This window comes from Streptomyces sp. NPDC058008 (assembly GCF_042886395.1).
GTDB lineage: Bacteria > Actinomycetota > Actinomycetes > Streptomycetales > Streptomycetaceae > Streptomyces.
The window spans coordinates 5,223-24,008 of record NZ_JBHVQX010000015.1 but is presented as its reverse complement, the minus strand read 5'-3'; the positions used below and the strand labels follow the sequence as shown (position 1 = coordinate 24,008).

General features: G+C 74.9%; 15 protein-coding genes. 11 read left to right on the top strand and 4 right to left on the bottom strand.

Features of this window, described 5'->3' with window-relative positions; all coding sequences use genetic code 11:
* The first annotated feature begins 22 nt into the window (after positions 1-22).
* The 4 genes from ACFVS9_RS16795 (at position 23) to ACFVS9_RS16780 (ending at position 4,172) form a co-directional block, all read left to right on the top strand.
* The gene (locus ACFVS9_RS16795; RefSeq protein WP_383117696.1) at positions 23-796 is read left to right on the top strand and encodes an IclR family transcriptional regulator; all 774 of its coding nucleotides are present in this window, start codon (positions 23-25) and stop codon (positions 794-796) included.
* On the top strand, positions 793-1,641 hold the full coding sequence (locus tag ACFVS9_RS16790) for an SMP-30/gluconolactonase/LRE family protein (RefSeq protein ID WP_389932971.1): 849 nt from the start codon (positions 793-795) through the stop codon (positions 1,639-1,641). Before ACFVS9_RS16795 ends, ACFVS9_RS16790 begins: the two co-directional genes overlap by 4 nt.
* Positions 1,642-1,894: 253 nt before the next feature.
* Positions 1,895-3,133, top strand: a complete 1,239-nt coding sequence (locus tag ACFVS9_RS16785; RefSeq protein WP_389932968.1) for an aminotransferase class I/II-fold pyridoxal phosphate-dependent enzyme — start codon at positions 1,895-1,897, stop codon at positions 3,131-3,133.
* 13 nt (positions 3,134-3,146) lie between these two features.
* Positions 3,147-4,172 carry an MBL fold metallo-hydrolase gene (locus tag ACFVS9_RS16780; RefSeq protein WP_389932965.1) on the top strand — a complete coding sequence of 342 codons (1,026 nt, stop codon included), beginning with the start codon at positions 3,147-3,149 and terminating at the stop codon, positions 4,170-4,172.
* A 29-nt stretch (positions 4,173-4,201) separates the two neighbouring features.
* Here the strand turns inward: ACFVS9_RS16780 and ACFVS9_RS16775 are convergent, their stop codons facing one another.
* The gene (locus tag ACFVS9_RS16775; RefSeq protein ID WP_389932962.1) at positions 4,202-4,822 is read right to left on the bottom strand and encodes a DedA family protein; all 621 of its coding nucleotides are present in this window, start codon (positions 4,820-4,822) and stop codon (positions 4,202-4,204) included.
* Positions 4,819-5,595: an MBL fold metallo-hydrolase gene (locus tag ACFVS9_RS16770; RefSeq protein WP_383117691.1), complete on the bottom strand. Its 777-nt coding sequence runs from the start codon at positions 5,593-5,595 to the stop codon at positions 4,819-4,821. Before ACFVS9_RS16770 ends, ACFVS9_RS16775 begins: the two co-directional genes overlap by 4 nt.
* Positions 5,596-5,774: 179 nt before the next feature.
* On the opposite strand from ACFVS9_RS16770, the gene ACFVS9_RS16765 reads away from it, so the two are divergent.
* Together ACFVS9_RS16765 and ACFVS9_RS16760 are read left to right on the top strand one after the other, a co-directional pair.
* On the top strand, positions 5,775-6,191 hold the full coding sequence (locus ACFVS9_RS16765; protein ID WP_383117690.1) for a hypothetical protein: 417 nt from the start codon (positions 5,775-5,777) through the stop codon (positions 6,189-6,191).
* Between the two features lie 102 nt (positions 6,192-6,293).
* A complete protein-coding gene (locus ACFVS9_RS16760) occupies positions 6,294-8,600 on the top strand; it encodes a phage holin family protein (protein ID WP_389932959.1) in 2,307 nt (768 codons plus the stop codon).
* Between the two features lie 13 nt (positions 8,601-8,613).
* On the opposite strand, the gene ACFVS9_RS16755 is transcribed toward ACFVS9_RS16760, so the two are convergent.
* Positions 8,614-9,669: a LacI family DNA-binding transcriptional regulator gene (locus ACFVS9_RS16755; protein WP_383117688.1), complete on the bottom strand. Its 1,056-nt coding sequence runs from the start codon at positions 9,667-9,669 to the stop codon at positions 8,614-8,616.
* Between the two features lie 157 nt (positions 9,670-9,826).
* Here ACFVS9_RS16755 and ligA point away from each other — a divergent pair, with 157 nt between their 5' ends.
* The 5 genes from ligA to ACFVS9_RS16730 all read left to right on the top strand — a co-directional run bounded on the left by ligA (position 9,827) and on the right by ACFVS9_RS16730 (position 17,649).
* The gene (ligA, locus tag ACFVS9_RS16750) at positions 9,827-11,923 is read left to right on the top strand and encodes an NAD-dependent DNA ligase LigA (protein ID WP_389932956.1); all 2,097 of its coding nucleotides are present in this window, start codon (positions 9,827-9,829) and stop codon (positions 11,921-11,923) included.
* A 137-nt stretch (positions 11,924-12,060) separates the two neighbouring features.
* Complete coding sequence (locus tag ACFVS9_RS16745) at positions 12,061-12,903, top strand: rod shape-determining protein (protein ID WP_389932953.1); 843 nt, start codon at positions 12,061-12,063, stop codon at positions 12,901-12,903.
* Positions 12,904-14,072: 1,169 nt separating this feature from the next.
* Positions 14,073-16,370 (top strand): protein translocase subunit SecD, encoded by a 2,298-nt coding sequence (secD, locus tag ACFVS9_RS16740; protein WP_389932950.1) that lies wholly within the window; start codon positions 14,073-14,075, stop codon positions 16,368-16,370.
* Positions 16,371-16,486: 116 nt separating this feature from the next.
* Positions 16,487-17,230, top strand: a complete 744-nt coding sequence (locus ACFVS9_RS16735; protein WP_389932947.1) for a YoaK family protein — start codon at positions 16,487-16,489, stop codon at positions 17,228-17,230.
* A gap of 113 nt (positions 17,231-17,343) precedes the next feature.
* A complete protein-coding gene (locus ACFVS9_RS16730; RefSeq protein WP_389932944.1) occupies positions 17,344-17,649 on the top strand; it encodes a 4a-hydroxytetrahydrobiopterin dehydratase in 306 nt (101 codons plus the stop codon).
* 17 nt (positions 17,650-17,666) lie between these two features.
* Here the strand turns inward: ACFVS9_RS16730 and ACFVS9_RS16725 are convergent, their stop codons facing one another.
* A complete protein-coding gene (locus ACFVS9_RS16725) occupies positions 17,667-18,629 on the bottom strand; it encodes a LysR family transcriptional regulator (protein ID WP_383117682.1) in 963 nt (320 codons plus the stop codon).
* Positions 18,630-18,786 lie beyond the last annotated feature (157 nt).

Sequence of the window (18,786 nt, the reverse complement as noted above, 5' to 3'; positions counted from 1 at the left end):
CGAACGAGATTGGCGGGCGATCATGGGACGACTCGTCCCTGCGGTGACCAGGGCGCTGGATGTTCTCGAGCTCTTCCTCCAGGGCGAGGGAACCCTCTCCGCCCCCGAGGTCACCCGCAAGCTCCAACTGCCGCGGACCACGGTCCACGAACTGCTCACCACGCTCGCCGCACGGTCCTACCTGGTCACCGTCCCGGGACAGCCGGGCCGCTACCGGCTGGGTGTGCGCACCTACCAGCTCGGCAGCCGCTACGCCGAGCAGCTCGACCTCGCCGCCGAGGGCCAGCAGGTGGCCCGCGAGGTCGCCGAGACCTGCGGCGAGACGGTCCACGTGGCGATCCTGGAGGACGCCGAGGTCATCTACATCGCCAAGGTGGACTCCACCCACGCCGTCCGCATGGTCTCCGCCGCGGGCCGGAAGCTGCCCGCCCACTGCACCTCGGTCGGCAAGCTGCTGCTCGCCGCGCTGCCGGAGGCGGAGCTGGACGCGCGCCTGGACGGGCGCGAGCTCGTGGCCATGACCGACAACAGCCTCACCGACGCGGCCGAGCTGCGGGCCGCGCTCGCCGTCGTCCGCAAGCGGGGGATAGCGGTGGAGCACCGGGAGTCGAATCCGGACGTGAGCTGTGTGGCCGCTCCCGTCCGGGACCGCTCCGGGAGGGTCGTCGCCGCGCTCTCCATCTCCGTACCGGTCATCCGCTGGAGCGAGGAACGCGAGGCGGAGCTCGCGCAGCTCGCCGCGGGCGGCGCCGACGCGCTGTCCGGCCGGCTCGGACACCACCGGGGGCAGATGTGAGGGCGCCGTTCGAGGTGGCCGTACGCGAGCACGCCGAGCTGGGCGAGGGCCCCACCTGGGACCCGGCCGCCGGCAGGCTGATCTGGGTGGACATCCTCTCGTCGCGGGTCCACACCTACGACCCGTCGACCGGCCGCCGCACGGTCGGGGACACGGGCCAGCACGTCGGTGCGGCGAAGCCGCGGGAGGGCGGCGGCCTCGTGCTCGTCCTGAGGGACGGCGTGGGCCTCCGCGACGCCGACGGAACCTTCTCCTGGCTGGTCCACGACCCCGTTCCCGGGCGGCGGGGCAACGACGCGGCGGTGGCACCCGACGGCGCGCTCTGGGCCGGGACCATGCGCTACGACGAGGCCGAGGGGGGCGGGACCCTGTCCCGGATCGCCCCGGACGGCGCGGTGCACCGCGCCCTGGACGCGGTGACGGTCAGCAACGGCACGGGATGGAGTCCGGACGGCCGGCTCATGTACTACGTCGACACCCCCACGCGGCGGGTCGACGTCTTCGACGTGGACGGGGAGCGTGTCGTGAACCGGCGCCCCCTGGTCGCCGTCGAGCAGGGGGCCGGCTGGCCCGACGGGCTGACCGTGGACGCCGAGGGCTGCGTGTGGGTCGCCTTCTGGGACGGCGCCGCCCTCAGGCGCTACACCCCGGACGGGCGGCTGGACCGGGTCGTGGAGCTGCCGGTCCGGCGGCCCACGGCGTGCGCGTTCGGCGGCTCCGGGCTCCGCGACCTCTACGTGTCCACCGCCCGGACGGGCCTGGACGCTCCGCACCCGCTGTCGGGCTCGCTGCTCGTCCTCCCGGACGCGGGGCAGGGCATGCCGGGGACACCTTTCGCCGGGTGAGCGGCTGCCCCGCGACACCGTCCGGCGCCGGAGCGGGCGGCCCGAGGCACGTGTCCGGCGGAGACGGGCGGGGGGCCCGGACGACCGGTCGCCGGATGCGCGGGTGCGCCTCGGCCGGCGGTGAGGGGGCCGTCCCCGGCACGCCGTGCGGGGGCGCGTGGCCCCGCCGCCTTCCGGGCCGGTGCGGGGGCGGACCCCGGAGAACCTCCGTATAAAGGGGCCTGAGGGCGACGCGGCGGAGGGAGGCCCCCGGATGCACCGGAGCGAGCGGGACCCGCGCCGTCCCCTCGGGGCGGACCACGGACCGGTCCGGTACGGGCCGCCCGCCCCGGACCCCGGCCTTCCCGTACTGCCCGAGCTCGCGCGCGTCCTGGCCGCGTCCGCCGCGTGGACACGGCCCGAGCCGCCCGGTGGCGGAACGATCCTGCGCGAGGCGGCCTGCGGCTACTGGGGGCGGCGGAGCCTGCACTGCGGGCCCGGGGACATCGCGGCGGCCCCGGGCGTCCAGCCGCTCCTGCTCGCGCTGATCGCCGCGCACGGCGGCGACGTGCTCATGCCCCGGCCGTGCCCCGCCACCTGGATGCCGCAGGCGCGGCTGCTGGGGCGGCCCGCCTACCACGTGCCCACGCCCGCCGAGTGCGGCGGCATCCCCGACCCGTACGCCCTGCTGGAGACCGTGCGCAGGGTGCGGGCCGAAGGCGGCAGGCCCCGGCTGCTCCTGATCTCCGTGGCCGACGACCCGACGGCGACCCTCGCGCCGCCGGAGCTGGTGCGCGAGGCGTGCGAGGCCGCGGTCTCCGAGGGCCTGCACATCGTCAGCGACGAGACCTGGCGGGACACCCTGCACCGGCCCCGGGACACCGTCCTGCTCAGTCCCGCCGAGATGTGCCCCGACGACGTCACCGTCCTGTCCGACCTCGCCGGAGCGCTCACCCCGTCCGCCTGGCCGGTGGCCGTCGCACGCTTCCCGGCCACCCCGCGCGCCGCCGCGCGCCGGGCCCGGGTCCTCGACGTCCTCACCGCCCTCGGCGCGCTCGTCGCGGAGCCGGTGGCCAGGGCCGCCGCCCACGCGCTGGGCGAACCCGAGGCCGTCACCACCAGGATCCGGCAGGCGGCGAGCCTCCAGACGCACGTCGCCTCCGCCGCGCACCGCGCGGTGCTCACCGTCGGCGCCCTCGCCCGGCCCCCGCAGGCCGGCCGGCACCTCTACGCCGATCTCAGCCCCCTGCGCGCCCGGCTCGCCGCCCGGGGCGTCACCGACTCCATGGAGCTGGAGGACTACCTGACGAAACGTCTCGGCGCCCCGGCTCCCGGAGGCCACCGCTTCGGGGACGAACTGGGAGCGCTGCGGGTACGGCTCGGCACCGGACCGCTGCTCGGCTCAACCCCCGGGGAGCAGACGGAGTCCCTCACTGCGGTGGAGCCCCTGGAATTGCCGCATGTCGCCCGGGCGCTGAGCATTTTCGCAGCAGCCCTCGATGAACTCCGATGACAGGAGCCTCTCGATGACGGAACAGACGGAGCGACCGTTCGCCGGAGCCGGCCGTGCGCCCGCGGGCCGCCCTGTCGCCCCACCGCGGCGCCTCGGCGAGCCGCGCACCTGGCCCCGTAGCTTCGCCGACCGGCTCACCGCGCCGCTTCCGGGTGTCAGGGGCATGACTCGTCTGGCCAGGGAGCGCGCGATGCGCCCCAACGCGGAGGGCCTCCGGGGCATCCACCGGCTGCCGTACGCCCCCCGGCCGCTGCCCGACGCGGGCCCGGACACGACGGCCGTCACCTGGGCCGGACACGCCAGCTGGGTCGTCCGCATCGGCGGACTCACCGTCCTCACCGACCCCGTCTGGTCGCGGCGCATCCTGGGCACCCCGGCCAGGATCACCCCGGCCGGCGTCCGCTGGGAGGAACTGCCGCCCGTCGACGCGGTGCTGATCAGCCACAACCACTACGACCACCTGGACGCCCCCACGCTCCGCAGGCTCCCCCGGAGCACCCCGCTGCTCGTCCCCGCCGGGCTCGGCCGCTGGTGCCGCCGCCGCCGGTTCACCTGCGTCACCGAGCTCGACTGGTGGGAGTCGGTGGACCTGGGCGGCGTCCGGTTCGACTTCGTCCCCTCCCACCACTGGTCCAAACGCACCCTCCTGGACACCTGCCGGTCCCTCTGGGGCGGCTGGGTCATCGGCGACGGGGCGGGGCGGCGGCTCTACTTCGCGGGGGACACCGGCTACGGCCACTGGTTCAAGGAGATCGGCCGCCGCTACCCGGGACTCGACCTGGCCATGCTGCCGATCGGCGCGTACGAACCGCGCTGGTGGCTCTCCGACGTGCACACCGACCCCGAGGAGGCCGTACAGGCGTACGCGGACCTCGGTGCCCGCGCGATGGCCCCGATGCACTGGGCCACGTTCCTGCTCTCCGCCGAACCCGTGCTCGAACCGCTCACCCGCCTCCGCACGGCCTGGCAGCAGGCCGGATACCCGCGCGGCGACCTCTGGGACCTGCCCGTCGGCGGCTCACGCGTCCTGGAGGCCTGACCGTGCCCGGCCGGCGCGCCACCGGCCCCTCAGCCGGCCATCCGCGCCCGCAGCCGCCGCCACAGCGCCGGGCTCCCGCTGATCAGCAGCGTCAGCACGACCGCCGCGAGCACGCCCTCCCACGGCTCCGGGAACAGCGAACCTCCCAGGATCCCGATCAGCTGATACGTCGCCGCCCAGGCCAGACAGGCGGGCACGTCCCCCCGGGCGAACCGCCGCAACGGCATCCGGCCCAGCAGACAGGCCAGCATCACCGGTATCCGCCCGGCCGGCACCAGCCGGGACAGCACCAGCACCGTCCCGCTCTGCTCCTCCAGCTTCCGCTGCGCCTGCGCGAGCCGCTCCGGAGCGGCCCGTCCGGTGATCGTCTCCAGCCACTTCGAACCGTTCCTGGACCGCACCCCGCGCTGCCCCAGCCAGTACAGGCAGACGTCCCCGAGGAACGCCGCCCCCGACGCCACGGCGAACACCACGAGCAGGGCGAACGGTGACGTCTGGTGGAGCGTCACCACGGCCGCCGTACTCACCAGCGCGCCCGTCGGCACCACCGGCACCAGCGACCCCAACGCCACGAGCAGGAACAGCGACGGATAGCCGACGGCCTGCTGCGTCGACTCCGTCGGCAGCTGCCGCAGCACTTCCTGTATCACCTACGGGCCTCCGGCCTCACATGCTCGCCGTGCCCCAGCCGGTGCACCGCCACCTCCGGTGCCACCCGCGCCGCCTGCCGCACGAACTCGTCCCCCGGCGCGTGGAACTCGTGCGGCCGGATCCCGTCCATCCCGATCGGCCAGTACGTGCCGTAGTGCACCGGGACCGCCGACCGGGGCTCCAGCAGGGTCAGCACCCGCGCGGCCCGGGACGCGTCCAGGTGGTGGTGGCCCAGGTTGGGCCCCCAGCCGCCCACCGGCAGCAGCGCCACGTCCACCGGCCCCACCGCGTCGGCCATGCCCTCGAACAGTCCGGTGTCCCCGGCGAAGTAGGTGCGGGCCTCGCCCTCGACGACGTACCCGAGAGCGGGCACCCGGTGCGGGCCGACCGGCAGCCGGCGTCCGTCGTGCAGCGCCGGGACCGCGCGGACCCGGACCCCGCCGACCGGCACCACGTCCCCGGGGGCGACCTCGGCGATCCGCAGGCCGCGCGCCCGGCGCAGCAGCCGGAGGCCCGGGACGGCCCCGACGGCGCCCCGGGGCACGATCAGCAGGCTGCCCGGCGCGAGGCGGGCCAGGGAGGGGAGATGCAGGTGGTCGGAGTGCAGGTGGGAGATCAGGACCGCGTCGGCGACCGCGGCCTCGGGCGGCGGGACCTCGCCCCGGCGGCGGCGCAGGTGCGCGAAGCGCCGGGCGAACAGCGGGTCGGTCAGCACCCGGACCCCGGTGTCCTCGATCGTGCAGGTGGCATGACCCCACCAGGTGACCTCCACCGCCCCGCCTCCTCGTCCGTGCCCCCGCCGTCCCCGTACGCGTACGAGGGTAGGCGCTCCGCGCCCCTCCCACGCCGGAGTGCTCCTTCGCGCCGTATCCGGCACGGCACCGGGCGGCTACGGAGGGCTACCGCGGGGGTAGGGTCGTGCGGAGCATCCGAGTGCGGGGGGATCCGTTCATGGACGACGTCATCGCGGACGTACGGGTGGCGGCCATCGCCAGTCTCACGCCGCTGGAGGAGCTCGACGGCGACCCGTTCCTCGTCGACACCCGCAGCCAGCACGCCATGTGCGCACGCTGGGCCGCCGACCGGGGCTACGTCGTCACCCGCCAGCTCCGGGTCTACGGACTGCGCCCCGACCACCACGCCCTGTGGGCCGGCACCGGGGGAGCGGAGGTCGAGCTGTTCGTCGCCCCCAACGACCGGGTGCTCGCGCGGGCGGTCGCCTCGGTGCCGGACTTCGCGGCGGAGTGCGCGCGCAGGGGCGTACGGCTGGAGTACGCCGGTCTGGAGGAGCCCGCCTACACCGCGCGCAGCAAGGCCAGCGTCCACCGCAGGCTCTCCATGCCGACCGCAGGATACGACGGCTGCTGATCCCCGGAGGGGCCCCGGGGCCCCGAACACGTCCGGGAGGGCTATGACAGGCTTGACGCGGGCCCGTGACGAACACCGGGCCCGGACGTGAGGTGGAACGGCGTGAGTGACGGGCGATGGCGCAGGGCGGGGGGAGCCCTCCTCCGCGTGGTCTCGGTGTGGGCCGTCTCCACGCTCACCATGCTCGTCCTGGCGGGGATCCTGCCCGACTTCCGGCTCCAGGCCGACGACGGCGACACCATCACCCGGACCGCCTTCACCGCGGCCTGGGGAGCGGGCGCCTTCGGGCTGCTCTCCGCCCTCGTGTGGCCCGTGCTCGTCAGAGCGCTGCTCATCGTGCCCGCCCTGGTGCTGGGCGCCCTGGTCTTCTTCCTCAACGGGTCGTTGCTGCTGATCGCCCTGCGTCTCATACCGGACGGGCGCGGCGACGCCAACCCGGAGACCGCGGTGGTCGTGGCGGCCGTCATGTCCGCCGTCGCCTCCGCGACCTCCACCGCCCTCGCGGTCCGTGACGACGACGCCTACCGGCGCAGACTCTCCCGCCTCGCCGACCGGCGCCGCAGACGCAGCGGGACGCCGCCGCACGCGGACGGACGGCGCGGCGGCCCGCCCGGCATCGTGTTCGTCCAGCTCGACGGCGTCGGCCACGGCGTGCTGGAACAGGCGGCGGCCGACGGTGTCATGCCGACGGTGGCCGGACTGCTCGCCGACGAGGCGGGCCACCGGCTGACCCCGTGGACCACCGACTGGTCCAGCCAGACCGGCGCCAGCCAGCTCGGCATCCTGCACGGAAGCAACTTCGACGTGCCGGCCTTCCGCTGGTTCGAGAAGGAGACCGGCACCGTCATGGTCTCCAGCAGACCGGCGAGCGCCCTCGAACTCCAGCGCAGGGCCATCGCCCGCACCCACGACGGCGGACTGCTCACCGTCGACGGCGCCAGCCGGGGCAACCTCTTCAGCGGCGGAGCGGACCAGCTCGCCCTGGTCCTGTCGATGGCCGCCAGGCTCGGCAAGGGGCGCCGCTCGCGCGCCGGCTACTTCGCCTACTTCTCCGACCCCGCCAACGCCGTCCGCACCGCCCTGTCCTTCGTCGCCGAGGTGGGCCGCGAGATCTGCCAGTCCGTCCGGGCACGGCTGCGGAAGGAGTCCCCCCGGGTCAAGCGGGGCGGGCTGTACCCGTTCATCAGGGCCTTCGCGACCGTCGTCGAACGCGATGTGGTGGTGGCCGCGGTGATCGGCGACATGTTCGCGGGACGTACCGCGGTCTACGCCGACCTGGTCGCCTACGACGAGGTCGCCCACCACTCCGGACCGCACAGCAGGGACGCGGAGAAGGTCCTGGCACGGCTCGACCGTTCGCTGGGCCTCATCCTGAAGATCGCCGACCACACCCCGCGCGACTACCGGATCGTGCTGCTCTCCGACCACGGCCAGAGCCCCGGGGAGACGTTCGCGGGGCGCTACGGACTCACCCTCAAGGACCTCGTACGGGCCGGCTGCGGGCTGCCCGTCCCCCGCCGCGCCCAGGGGACCCGCAGTGCCTCGGAGGCCCGCGACGCGGTGCGCATCGCGCTGCACAGGCCCGTCGTCGGGGAGCAGGACGCCCCGCACCCGGCCAAGCCGTCGGACCCGGTCGTGCTCGCCTCGGGGAACCTCGGGCTGCTGTCGTTCCCGGACATCGAGGGGCGGGCCTCGCGCGAGCAGCTCGACCGCCGCTATCCCGCGCTGCTCGGCACGCTCGCCTCCCATCCGGGGATCGGCTTCCTGCTGGTGCGGAGCCAGAAGCACGGGTCGGTGGTGCTCGGCCGGGGCGGCGTGGAGGTCCCGGTCGCGGACCTGAAGGACGGGGAGGGGCCGATCGCCGCCTTCGGGGCGGGCGCGGCGGACGCGGTGCGGCGGACCGACGGCTTCCCGCACGTCGCGGACGTGATGGTCAATTCGATGTACGACCCGGAGAGCGGCCGGGTGCACGCCTTCGAGGAGCAGATCGGTTCCCACGGGGGGCTGGGCGGGGAGCAGGCGCGGCCGTTCCTCCTCTGGCCCCGCACGCTGACGGACCCCCTGGACGCCGTGGCGGCGGACGGCCCCCGGGAGGCGTCCCCGGACGGCCCGGCGGCGGGGCCCGCCACCGGGCCCGTGGGGGCGGAGGCGGTGCACAGGGTGCTGGCGCGCTGGCTGAGGGAGCTCTCCGGCCCCCAGGTGCCGCTGCGGCAGGAGGGCTTCGCGGGGGCGGCACGGGCGGACACCCCGGACCGTGAGGACACCCCGGACCGTGAGGACACCCCGGACCGTGAGGACACCCCGGACCGTGGCGGTCGGCCGGGTCCCGGCGACGGGCCGGTGCCTGCCGTGCGGATCCTTCCCTCCGTCCCCGACCCCGACGACGCCCTCCCGGGGCCGCGGGGATGAACGGGGCCGGGCCTCAGGCGGACTCGCGCCGTACCAGGGTCGGGTGGAAGACCACGGACGGCGCGGGGCCGTCGGCAGGGCTGGCGATCTGCTTCAGGAGGAGCCGGGCCATCTCGGCCGCCATCTCCTCCACCGGCTGACGCACCGTCGTCAGCGGCGGATCGCAGGCCACCGCGGCGTTGCTGTCGTCGAAGCCGACCACCGCCACGTCCCCGGGCACGTCCCTGCCCGCCCTCAGCAGCACGGGCAGTGCCCCCAGCGCCATCAGGTCCGAGGCGATGAACACCGCGTCCAGGTCGGGGCGTTCGCGCAGGAGCTGCCGCATCGCCGATGCCCCGCCCGCATGGGTGAAGTCCCCCTCGGCGGTCACGACGTCCCCGATGCCGTGCTGGTGCAGCGCGTCCAGGAAGCCGGTCAGCCGTACCTGGCCCGCGGGCATGTCCTGCGGGCCCGCGACCGTTCCGACGCGTCTTCGGCCCAGCGCCGCCAGGTGGTCGGCCGCCATCCGGGCCCCGGCCCGCTGGTCCGCCTCGACGTACGTCAGCGGTGAGGGGCTGCGGGGCCGGCCGGCCAGCACGGCGGGCAGCCGGGTGTCGTGGAGCAGACCGGGCAGCGGATCGTCGGCGTGCGAGGAGATCAGCACCACCCCGTCCACGTGGCCCTGGCGCAGGTACGACAACAGCTGGTTGCGGGAGGCCTCGTCGTCGGACAGCATCAGCACCATCTGGATGCCGGCGGGGCGCAGTACGTCCATCAGCCCGCCGACCACCCGCCCGAAGTGCGGGTCGGAGAACATCCGGCCGATGAACGGCTCGGAGACGGGGCGGCGTTCGCGCTCGGACACCACCAGGGCGATCGAATCGGTCCGCCGGGTCACCAGCGAACGCGCCGCCCGGTTGGGGACGTAGCCCGTGGCGGCCACCGCCTCCTCCACGACCTTGCGCAGGGCCGGATCCACCGTGGTCGCACCGTTGATCACACGGGAGACGGTCGCCCGGGACACGCCCGCCACCGCGGCCACGTCCTCCAGGGTGGCGGGGCGCACGGGGGGCGGGACATCGGCAGTCATGCAGTCTTTATACCGGGTGATCCGGTGGGCGGGCGAAGGGTTCCGGCACGTCAGCGCCCCTGCCGGGCCACCGTGTCGGAGCGCCCGCCGTGCCTGCCGCCGGACCGGGTACAGCGGTCCGGGGGCATTGTCAGTGGCGGACGGCAGGATGGTGGTCATGACGACGAACCCAGCAGGTGTGCTCGCCGACACCGCCGCCTACGCGGCCGCGGTGGAAGAGGCCAAGCGCGCCGCCGCCGCGTACTACACCGCAGGTGAGAGCACGCTCGACGACGACGCGTACGACCGGCTCGTGCGCGGGATCGCGGCGTACGAGGAGGAGCACCCGCAGGAGGTGCTGGACGCCTCGCCGACCGGCAAGGTCGCGGGCGGCGCGGACACGGGGGACGTGCCGCACACCGTCCCGATGCTCTCGCTGGACAACGTCTTCTCCGCCGAGCAGTTCGTCACCTGGACCGCCTCCGTGGAGCGGCGCATCGGCAGGTCCGTCGCCGCCTGGAGCGTGGAGCCCAAGCTCGACGGTCTGGCCGTCGCCGCACGCTACCGGCAGGGCCGGCTCGACCGGCTGATCACCCGGGGCGACGGCACGGCCGGCGAGGACGTCTCGCACGCGATCGGCACGGTGCTCGGCCTGCCCGAGCGGCTCGGCGCGCCCGTCACGCTGGAGCTGCGCGGCGAGATCCTCATGACCAACGAGCAGTTCGAGCAGGCGAACACGGTGCGCACCGAGCACGGCGCCGCCCCCTTCGCCAATCCGCGCAACGGAGCGGCGGGCACCCTGCGGGCCAAGGACCGTCCGTACCGCGTGGAGATGACCTTCTTCGCCTACGGCGCGCTCGCGCTGCCCGGCTCCGGGGAGCTGACGGACACCCTGGCCGGACTCCCGCACAGCGAGGTCCTGGAATACGTCGCCGGACTCGGCGTGCACACGGCGGCGGACACGGCGGTCGCCCCGCGCACCGTCACCACGGCCGAAGACGTGCAGGCCGGGGTCGAGGACATCGCCTCGCTGCGGGCCTCGCTGCCCTTCGGCATCGACGGCATCGTGATCAAGGCCGACCTGGCGGCCGACCAGCGCGACGCCGGCTCCGGGACGCGGGCGCCGCGCTGGGCCATCGCGTACAAGCTCCCGGCCGTCGAGAAGGTCACCCGGCTGCTGGGCGTCGAGTGGAACGTCGGAAGGACCGGCATCATCGCGCCGCGCGCCGTCCTGGAGCCCGTGGAGATCGACGGCTCCACCGTCAGCTACGCCACGCTGCACAATCCGGCCGACATCACCCGCCGGGACCTGCGGGTGGGCGACCACGTCATGGTCTACAAGGCCGGCGACATCATCCCCCGCATCGAGGCCCCGGTGGCCCATCTGAGGACGGGTGAGGAACAGCCGGTCGAATTCCCCGAGGTCTGCCCCCAGTGCGGCTCGGACATCGACACGAGCGAACAGCGCTGGCGCTGCACCCGGGGCCGCGACTGCCGTCTGGTCGCCTCCGTCTCCTACGCGGCCGGACGCGATCAGCTCGACATCGAGGGGCTCGGCGCCACCCGGGTCGTCCAGCTCGTCGACGCGGGCCTCGTCCAGGACTTCGCCGACCTGTTCACCCTGGAGCGCGACCAGCTGCTCTCCCTGGAGCGGATGGGGGAGACGTCCACCGACAACCTCCTCGCGGCCATCAGGACGGCCGGGGCCCGACCGCTGTCCCGTGTCTTCTGCGCCCTCGGTGTCCGGGGCACGGGCCGCTCCATGTCCCGCCGGATCGCCCGCCACTTCGCCTCGATGGACCGGATCGTCGCCGCCGACGCCGAGGAATTGCAGCGGGTCGACGGGATCGGCAAGGAGAAGGCGGCGGCGGTCGTCAGGGAGCTGGAGGAGCTGGCGCCGCTGATCGGCAAGCTGGTGGCCGCCGGGGTCAACATGACGGAGCCCGGCGCGACTCCGCCGCCCGAACCCGGGGCCGCGCAGGAGGACGGTGCCGGGGACCAGGCGGAGGCCGCACTGCCGCTCGCCGGTATGACGGTCGTCGTCACGGGAGCCATGACCGGGGTGCTGGAGAAGCTCTCGCGCAACCAGATGAACGAGCTGATCGAGCGGGCCGGCGGGAAGTCCTCCTCCAGCGTCTCCAAGCGCACGAGTCTGCTCGTCGCCGGGGAGAAGGCCGGATCCAAGCGGGTCAAGGCCGAGGACCTGGGGGTCCGGACAGCGGCTCCCGAGGAGTTCGCCGAACTGGTCGAGGCGTTTCTGACCGTGGAGGAGTGAAGGGCGCCGACCGGCCCGTGCCTTGGAATTCTTCAGACAGTGGCGTTTCCGTGCCTTGTATTGCATAGTGAGGGATCGATCTAGCCTCGCTATCAGTGAACCGGTGGCTGTGGCGGCAGACCTGAGGGTGAGGGCCGGTGCGTTCTTCGCGTGACGGACGGCGGCGCGGCCGGCCGGTCCTCCGGCGGCCGGAGGCACCCGCCCGTGCCGCCTGCCGTCCCGGCCCGGTCAGAGCACTGGCCGTCGACCTCGGCAGTTCCGGCGCCCGCGCCTGGGTCCCGGGACGGGGGCTCGTCACCGTCGGAGGGGCCGGCTGGGACGACGCCGGCCGGCCGGTCCGGCGGGGACGCATCGTCGATCCCGAGTCCTGTGCCGGGCTGTTGGGACGCCTTGCCGACAGCGCGCTGGGCACCCACCGGCAGGACAGCGCCGTCGTGCTCAGCCACCCGGTCCTGGCCGGAGAGGAACACCGCGCGCTGGCGAGGGAACTCCTCGCCGCTCTGGGGACGTCCCGCGCCGTGGTCCTCAACAGCGCGGGCGCCGCCGCCGCGTGCGCCGGACAGCTCGGCGGCGGCCCGCTGCTCGTCGTCGACATGGGCGCCGAGCTGACCGAAGTCGCCCTCCTCGTCGGAGGAGCGGTGGCCGACGCCCGGCAGGCCGACGCGGGACTCAGCGACCTCGGACCGGGGGCACTGCCCGGGGAACCCGTCGCGAACGTCCTCGACATGATCACGTCCATGTGGCGTGAGGACCGGCACGGCGCGGTGCGCGGGGCCCTGCGCCGCGGGCCCCTGCTCACCGGCGGCGGAGCGCTCCGCCGTGACATCACCGACCGGATCGCCGGCCGCCTCGGCGTGCCGGTGCGCATCGCCCCCGACCCCTCGACCGCCGTCGTGCGGGGCGCGGCGCTGATCCTGGGCTCCGCCCTCGGCCCCGCCGCCGGAGGCGCGGCGTCCGTTCGCCCGGCCCGGCAGAGGTGAGCCCCCTCCCGGGGGCGCCCCGGGGGAACGCACCCCCGGCGGGGCCGCCCGGCACCCCGCCTCACCCGCTGCGGGGCGCCCTGGCCGCGCTGCTCCTCGTCGTACTGACCCTGGTCGGCGGCGCCCCCGCGTCAGCCGCCACCGCGAGTGCGGACCGGGGCCCCGGCCCGGCACCCGCCGTGGCCGCGCCGACGCGCCCCGCCGAGGTACCCGCGCAGGCACCGGACCCTGCCGGTGCGCCCGCGCGCCTTGCCGTGTCTGCCGCGCTTGCCGCCGCGTCCGCGTCCCCTGTCGTGCCTGCCGGTGTGTCCGCGTTTCCTGTCGTGTCTGCCGGTGGTTCAGCGCGTGCTGCCGTCCAGGCGGTGGGTTCGGCTGACGTCGGGGCCCGGGCTGCCGATCCTGCCGGTGTCGGGGCGCAGGCCGCTGCCGATGCCTCCGCGCCTGCCAGTTCGCCCAAGTCTCCTGCCGCACTTGCCGCCGCGTCCGCGTCCCCTGTCGTGCCTGCCGGTGCGTCCGCGTTCCCTGTCGTGCCTGCCGGTGGTTCAGCGCGTGCTGCCGTCCAGGCGGTGGGTTCGGCCGACATCGGCGCGCAGGCTGTCGATCCTGTCGGTGTCGCTCCCGCCGCCGGTGCCGCCACGCCCGCGCCCCCTGCCGTTCCTGCCGCTGCGCCCGCCACATCCGCCGACGGCACCGTCCCGTCCGCCGACGGCACCGTCCCGTCCGCCGACGGCACCGTCCCGTCCGCCGACGGCGCCGTCCCGTCCGCCGACGGCCCCCCTCCGCTCACCCCGACCGCGCACCCCTCCGTCCTCACCCCCGTGCCCCGGGCCATCACCCGGCCCGTTCCCGGCCGGTGGATGGAGGCCGTTCCCGCGCCGGGGCCCCGGGCCGGTGCCGACCGGCCGCACGCGCCGCATCACGTTCCCCCGCCCGGGCAGGCCGCCCTGCCGCCGTGCCCGCGGAGCCTGCCGCTGCCCCGGGGCGTCACGCCGGGGGCAGCCGGTGCGGGCCCCCTCGTCGTACGGGTCCGGGAAGCGCTGCCCGGGGTCCGGGGGCCGCCGGGGGTGACGGCCGGTCAGCCGGCCGTCCACCGGTTCTGCTCCACAGACCTGTCGCCCCGCCCTCCTCTCTGAAGCCAGGGCGGACGACGCCCACTCGAGGGGATACCCATGACTCGCGCCACCACGGTGCGAGCGGTTCTGGCTGCCGCCGTACTGCTCGTCTCCGTGTTCATCACGCTGACCATGTCACCCAGACTCGGCCTCGACCTCCAGGGCGGCACCCGGATGGTGCTCCAGGCCAAGGACTCCGGCGCCACGAAGGCGGACCGGGAGAGCACCGACCGCACCCTGGAGGTACTGCGCGGGCGCATCGACTCCCTCGGTGTCGCCGAGCCGGCGCTGACACGCTCGGGCGAGGACCGGATCATCGTCGAACTGCCCGACGTCCAGGACCCCCGCCAGGCCGCCGAGGTCATCGGCAAGACCGCTCAGCTCAGCTTCCACGCCGTCCAGGGCCCCGGGACCGGGCAGGCCGACGGGACGGGGGAGACGCTGCCCGACGAACAGGGCACCCCCCTCGCCCTCGGCCCGGTGGCCCTCTCCGGGGCCGGGGTCAAGGACGCCACCGCCGACTTCGACGGTCAGCAGGGCGCGGGCTGGACGGTCTCGCTCGACTTCCACAAGGAGGCGGGCCGCGCGTGGACGCGCCTCACGGGCGACGCCGCCTGCAACCCCGCCGGGGACGAACGGCGGCGCGTCGCGATCGTCCTCGACGGGAAGGTCATCTCCTCGCCGCAGGTCGACCCCTCGGTCGGCTGCGAGGCGGGGCTGCCCTCCGGCTCCACCCGGATCACCGGTTCCTTCAGCGCCGGTGAGGCCCGCGATCTCGCCCTCCTCATCAAGGGCGGCGCACTGCCCGTGCCCGTGGAGATCGTCGAGCAGCGGACCGTGGGCCCGACGCTCGGTGCCGCCGCCATCGAGGCCAGTGCCCAGGCCGCCCTCATCGGCGCCGCCGCCACCGCGCTCTTCATCGCCCTGATGTACCGGCTCTTCGGCGCTCTCGCCGCGCTGGCCCTGGCCGCGTACGGCGTGATCTCCTACGCCGCCCTCGTCGCCCTGGGCGTCACCCTGACCCTGCCGGGGCTCGCCGGGTTCGTCCTCGCCATCGGCATGGCGGTCGACGCCAACGTCCTCGTCTTCGAACGGGCCCGGGAGGAGTACGCGGAACGGCGGGACGGCTCGCTGCGCGCCGCGCTCACCGCGGGATTCCGCAACGCCTGGAGCGCCGTCGCCGACTCCAACGTCACCACGCTGATCGCCGCGGCCCTCCTCTTCTTCCTCGGCTCGGGGCCGGTCAAGGGCTTCGGGGTCACCCTCGCGATCGGTGTCCTGGTCTCGATGTTCTCCGCGCTGGTCATCGCCCGCGCGCTCACCGAGATCGCGGCCGGATCCCGGTTCGTCGCCGACTACCGGGGCGTCAACGGCATCGCACGCCCCGGCCGCGTCCGTACCTGGCTGAACACGCGCGACCCCCAGCTGTTCAGGTCGCCGCGCCGCTGGCTCCTGACGTCCGCCGCACTCGTCCTCATCGCCGTGACCGGCATCCTGGTGCGCGGGATCGACCTGGGTGTCGAGTTCACCGGGGGGCGGCTGGTCGAGTACTCCACCAGCCGCCCCGTCGACGTCGAGACGGCCCGCGACGCGATCACCGCCGCCGGCTTCACCGACGCCGAGGTCACCACCGCCGGTGAGCGCGACCTGTCCGTGCGCACCGGGCAACTGGACAACGACGGGGAACACGCCCTGCGGGCCGCGCTGGCCGAGGAAGGGGGCGAGACCACCAAGGTGCGGGACGAGCTCATCGGACCCAGCCTCGGCGACGAACTGCGGCGCAACGCCCTGATCGCCCTGGGGGTGGCCGTCTTCGTGCAACTCGCCTACCTCGCCGCCCGGTTCCGCTGGACGTTCGCCGTGGCGTCGGTCGGTGCACTGGTGCACGACGTCATCATCCTGATCGGCGCCTTCGCCTGGCTCGGACGCCCCGTCGACGGGATCTTCCTCGCGGCCCTGCTCACCGTCATCGGCTACTCCGTCAACGACTCCGTGGTGGTCTTCGACCGCGTACGGGAACTGTGGTCGGGGAACCGGCGTGCCCCGGTGGCCGAAGTCGCCAACCGCGCGGTCCTTCAGACCGTCCCGCGCACCGTGAACACCGGGATGGGCGCCCTGTTCATCCTGGTCGCCCTCGCCGTACTCGGCGGCGACTCGCTCGCCGACTTCGCGCTGGCCCTCCTCATCGGCATCTGCGTGGGGACGTACTCCTCCGTGATGACGGCCGTACCGGGGGCGCTCCTCCTGGAGCGGAGCAGCAAGGCCCCGCCGCCTGCCCGGAAGCGGGCACCGGGCAGGCGGGCGGGGGCCGGGCGGCCGCGCCGGGACCCGGCCGACAACGGGGCACGCGTGTAACGCGCGGGCCGGCGCGCCGGGCGGAGCCGGCCAGCTCCGCCCGGCGCGTACGGACGGCGGCGCCGCCGGGCTGCGGCACAATCCTGACCACATCGAGTGATCGGAGTGTGCCGCTCATGCCCGTCGTGCTGCGTGAGGCCCGGGACACGCTCGTCCCCGACATGCGGGGCCCGCACGGTCCGCTGCCGCCCCTGCTGCTCGTCCTGACCCTGCTCACCGGCCTCGTCGACGCGTTCAGCTACCTGCTCCTCGGGCACGTCTTCGTCGCCAACATGACGGGCAACGTCGTCTTCATGGGCTTCGCCCTCGCGGGCGCCCCGACCTTCTCGACGCTCGCCTCGGCCGTGGCGCTCGGGTCGTTCGCGGCCGGGGCGCTCGCCGGAGGCATCACCGTCCACCTGGCCGGTTCCCACCGGGGCCGGCAGTTGCAGCGCGCGCTCCTCGTCGAGACCGCCTTCGTCACCGCGGCCATGGTCGTCACGCTGGTCTCCGGCGGGCCGTACACCGGGGGCGTGCGCTTCACGCTCATCGTGCTGCTCGGCCTCGGGCTCGGAGTGCAGAACGCCGCCGTCCGGGCGCTCGCCGTGCCCGACCTCACCACGACCGTGCTGACCCGCACCCTCACCGGGGCCGTGGCCGACAGCCGCCTCGCCCTGGGGACCGGCAGCCGGGCGGGCCGTCGCGTCCTGTCCGCCGCGGCCATGCTGGCCGGTGCCTTCTTCGGGGCCCTGGCCGCACTGCACGTACACCCGGCGCTGCCCCTGCTGATCGCCGTCGCCCTCCTGGCCGCCGTGGGAACGGCCGTCACCCTGCTGGCCCGGAGCGACGCTCCCTGGACGCGCCCGGCCACCGCGGAGTGAGGGCGAAGGGGCGGCAGCGGCGGCCCCCGCCCGTGTCAGGCGCGACAGGGGGGACGCCGGACCGTAACGTCACGGGCACCGTCGACCGTACCCATGCGCCCAGGAGCCGCCGTATGCCCGCTGAACCCCTGTCCGCCCACGACGTCGAGGCCGGTCTGAGCGAACTGCCCGGCTGGCAGCTCGACGGCGACCGGATCACCCGTACCTACCGACTGCCCTCCCACTTCGCGGCGGCCGGACTGACCGTCCACATCGCCCAGATCCAGGACGAGCTCAACCACCACTCGGACCTGGCCCTCGGGTACAACACCGTGTCCCTCGCCGTGCACACGCACGACGCGGGGGGCGCCGTCACCCGCAAGGACCTCACCCTCGCCTCGCGGGTGGAGGCCGTGGCCGCCGGGCACGGCGCGGAGTAGCCGCCCCGCACCCCGGATCAGGGCGCGGGGCCGAAGCGGGGATGCGCGGCGAGCCAGCCCGCGTAACTGTCGCTGCGCCGCACCGCCTCCGCGTACGCCGAACGGGTGTGGCCCGTCACCGTGCCGGAGGCGGCGCCCGCGGCGGGGGAGCGGGGGTGCCGGCCGAGCAGATGGCGCCAGGTCAGCGGCGAACCCACGAGCGGGCGGGTCACCAGTCCCGGGGCCGGCGGGAACGTGGCCCGGCACAGCCCGATCGCCCGGCCCACCTGCACCAGATGGACGACGGACGCCGTGTCCGTCTCGTACACCGACTGCGGGGTGAAGCCCGCCCGCGCGCAGGCGGTGGTGAAGCAGTCGGCGAAGCAGCCGTCGCCGGGCACGTCCGCCCAGCACTCGCCCGCCAGCGCCGACAGCTCCAGCTCCGGCAGGTCTGCCAGGCGGTGGCTCTCCGGCAGCATCACGAAGACCGGATCGACGCCGATCACCTCCCACAGGAGGCGGTCCGCCAGCGGCGGGGGGCTCTCCCCGCAGGTGCCGATCAGCGCGAAGTCCAGGCGGCCGTCGGTCAGCAGCGAGGCGATCTCGGCCACCGACCAGGAGGTGTGGGTGGTCACCGGAGTCCTCGGGTGGGCGGCGGCCAGCCGGTCCACGAGCCCCCCGAGCAGCGGGCCGTGCGTGCCGCCCAGCCGGAAACGCTCCACGGCCGCCGAGGCGTTGGCGAACCGCACCGCCTCCGCCTGGAGCTCACTCACCGCGGGCAGCACCACCCGGGCGCGTTCCAGGACCAGCTCACCGAGCGGCGTCGGCCGGGCACCCGTGTGGTCCCGGTCGAAGAGCGGGCCGCCCAGCGACTTCTCTATCCTCCGCAGTTGGGCACTGAGCGCGGGCTGGGCGAGCCCGAGGACGCCGGCGGCCTTGGTGAGACTGCCGGTGTCGGCGATGGCCCGTACGGTGCGCAGATGTCGTAACTCCAGCTCCATGGGCGCACGTTATGGCCGGGGGCAGCCGCCCGCAATACGTGGGCGCGCCGAGCGCACACCCGTGGGGGAACACGGCGTCGCCGCCCCCACCCCGAGGGCGGCTGCGACGCCCCCCCCGAGGAGGCCCCCTCGCCCCACATGTAAAACACCCGCGAGG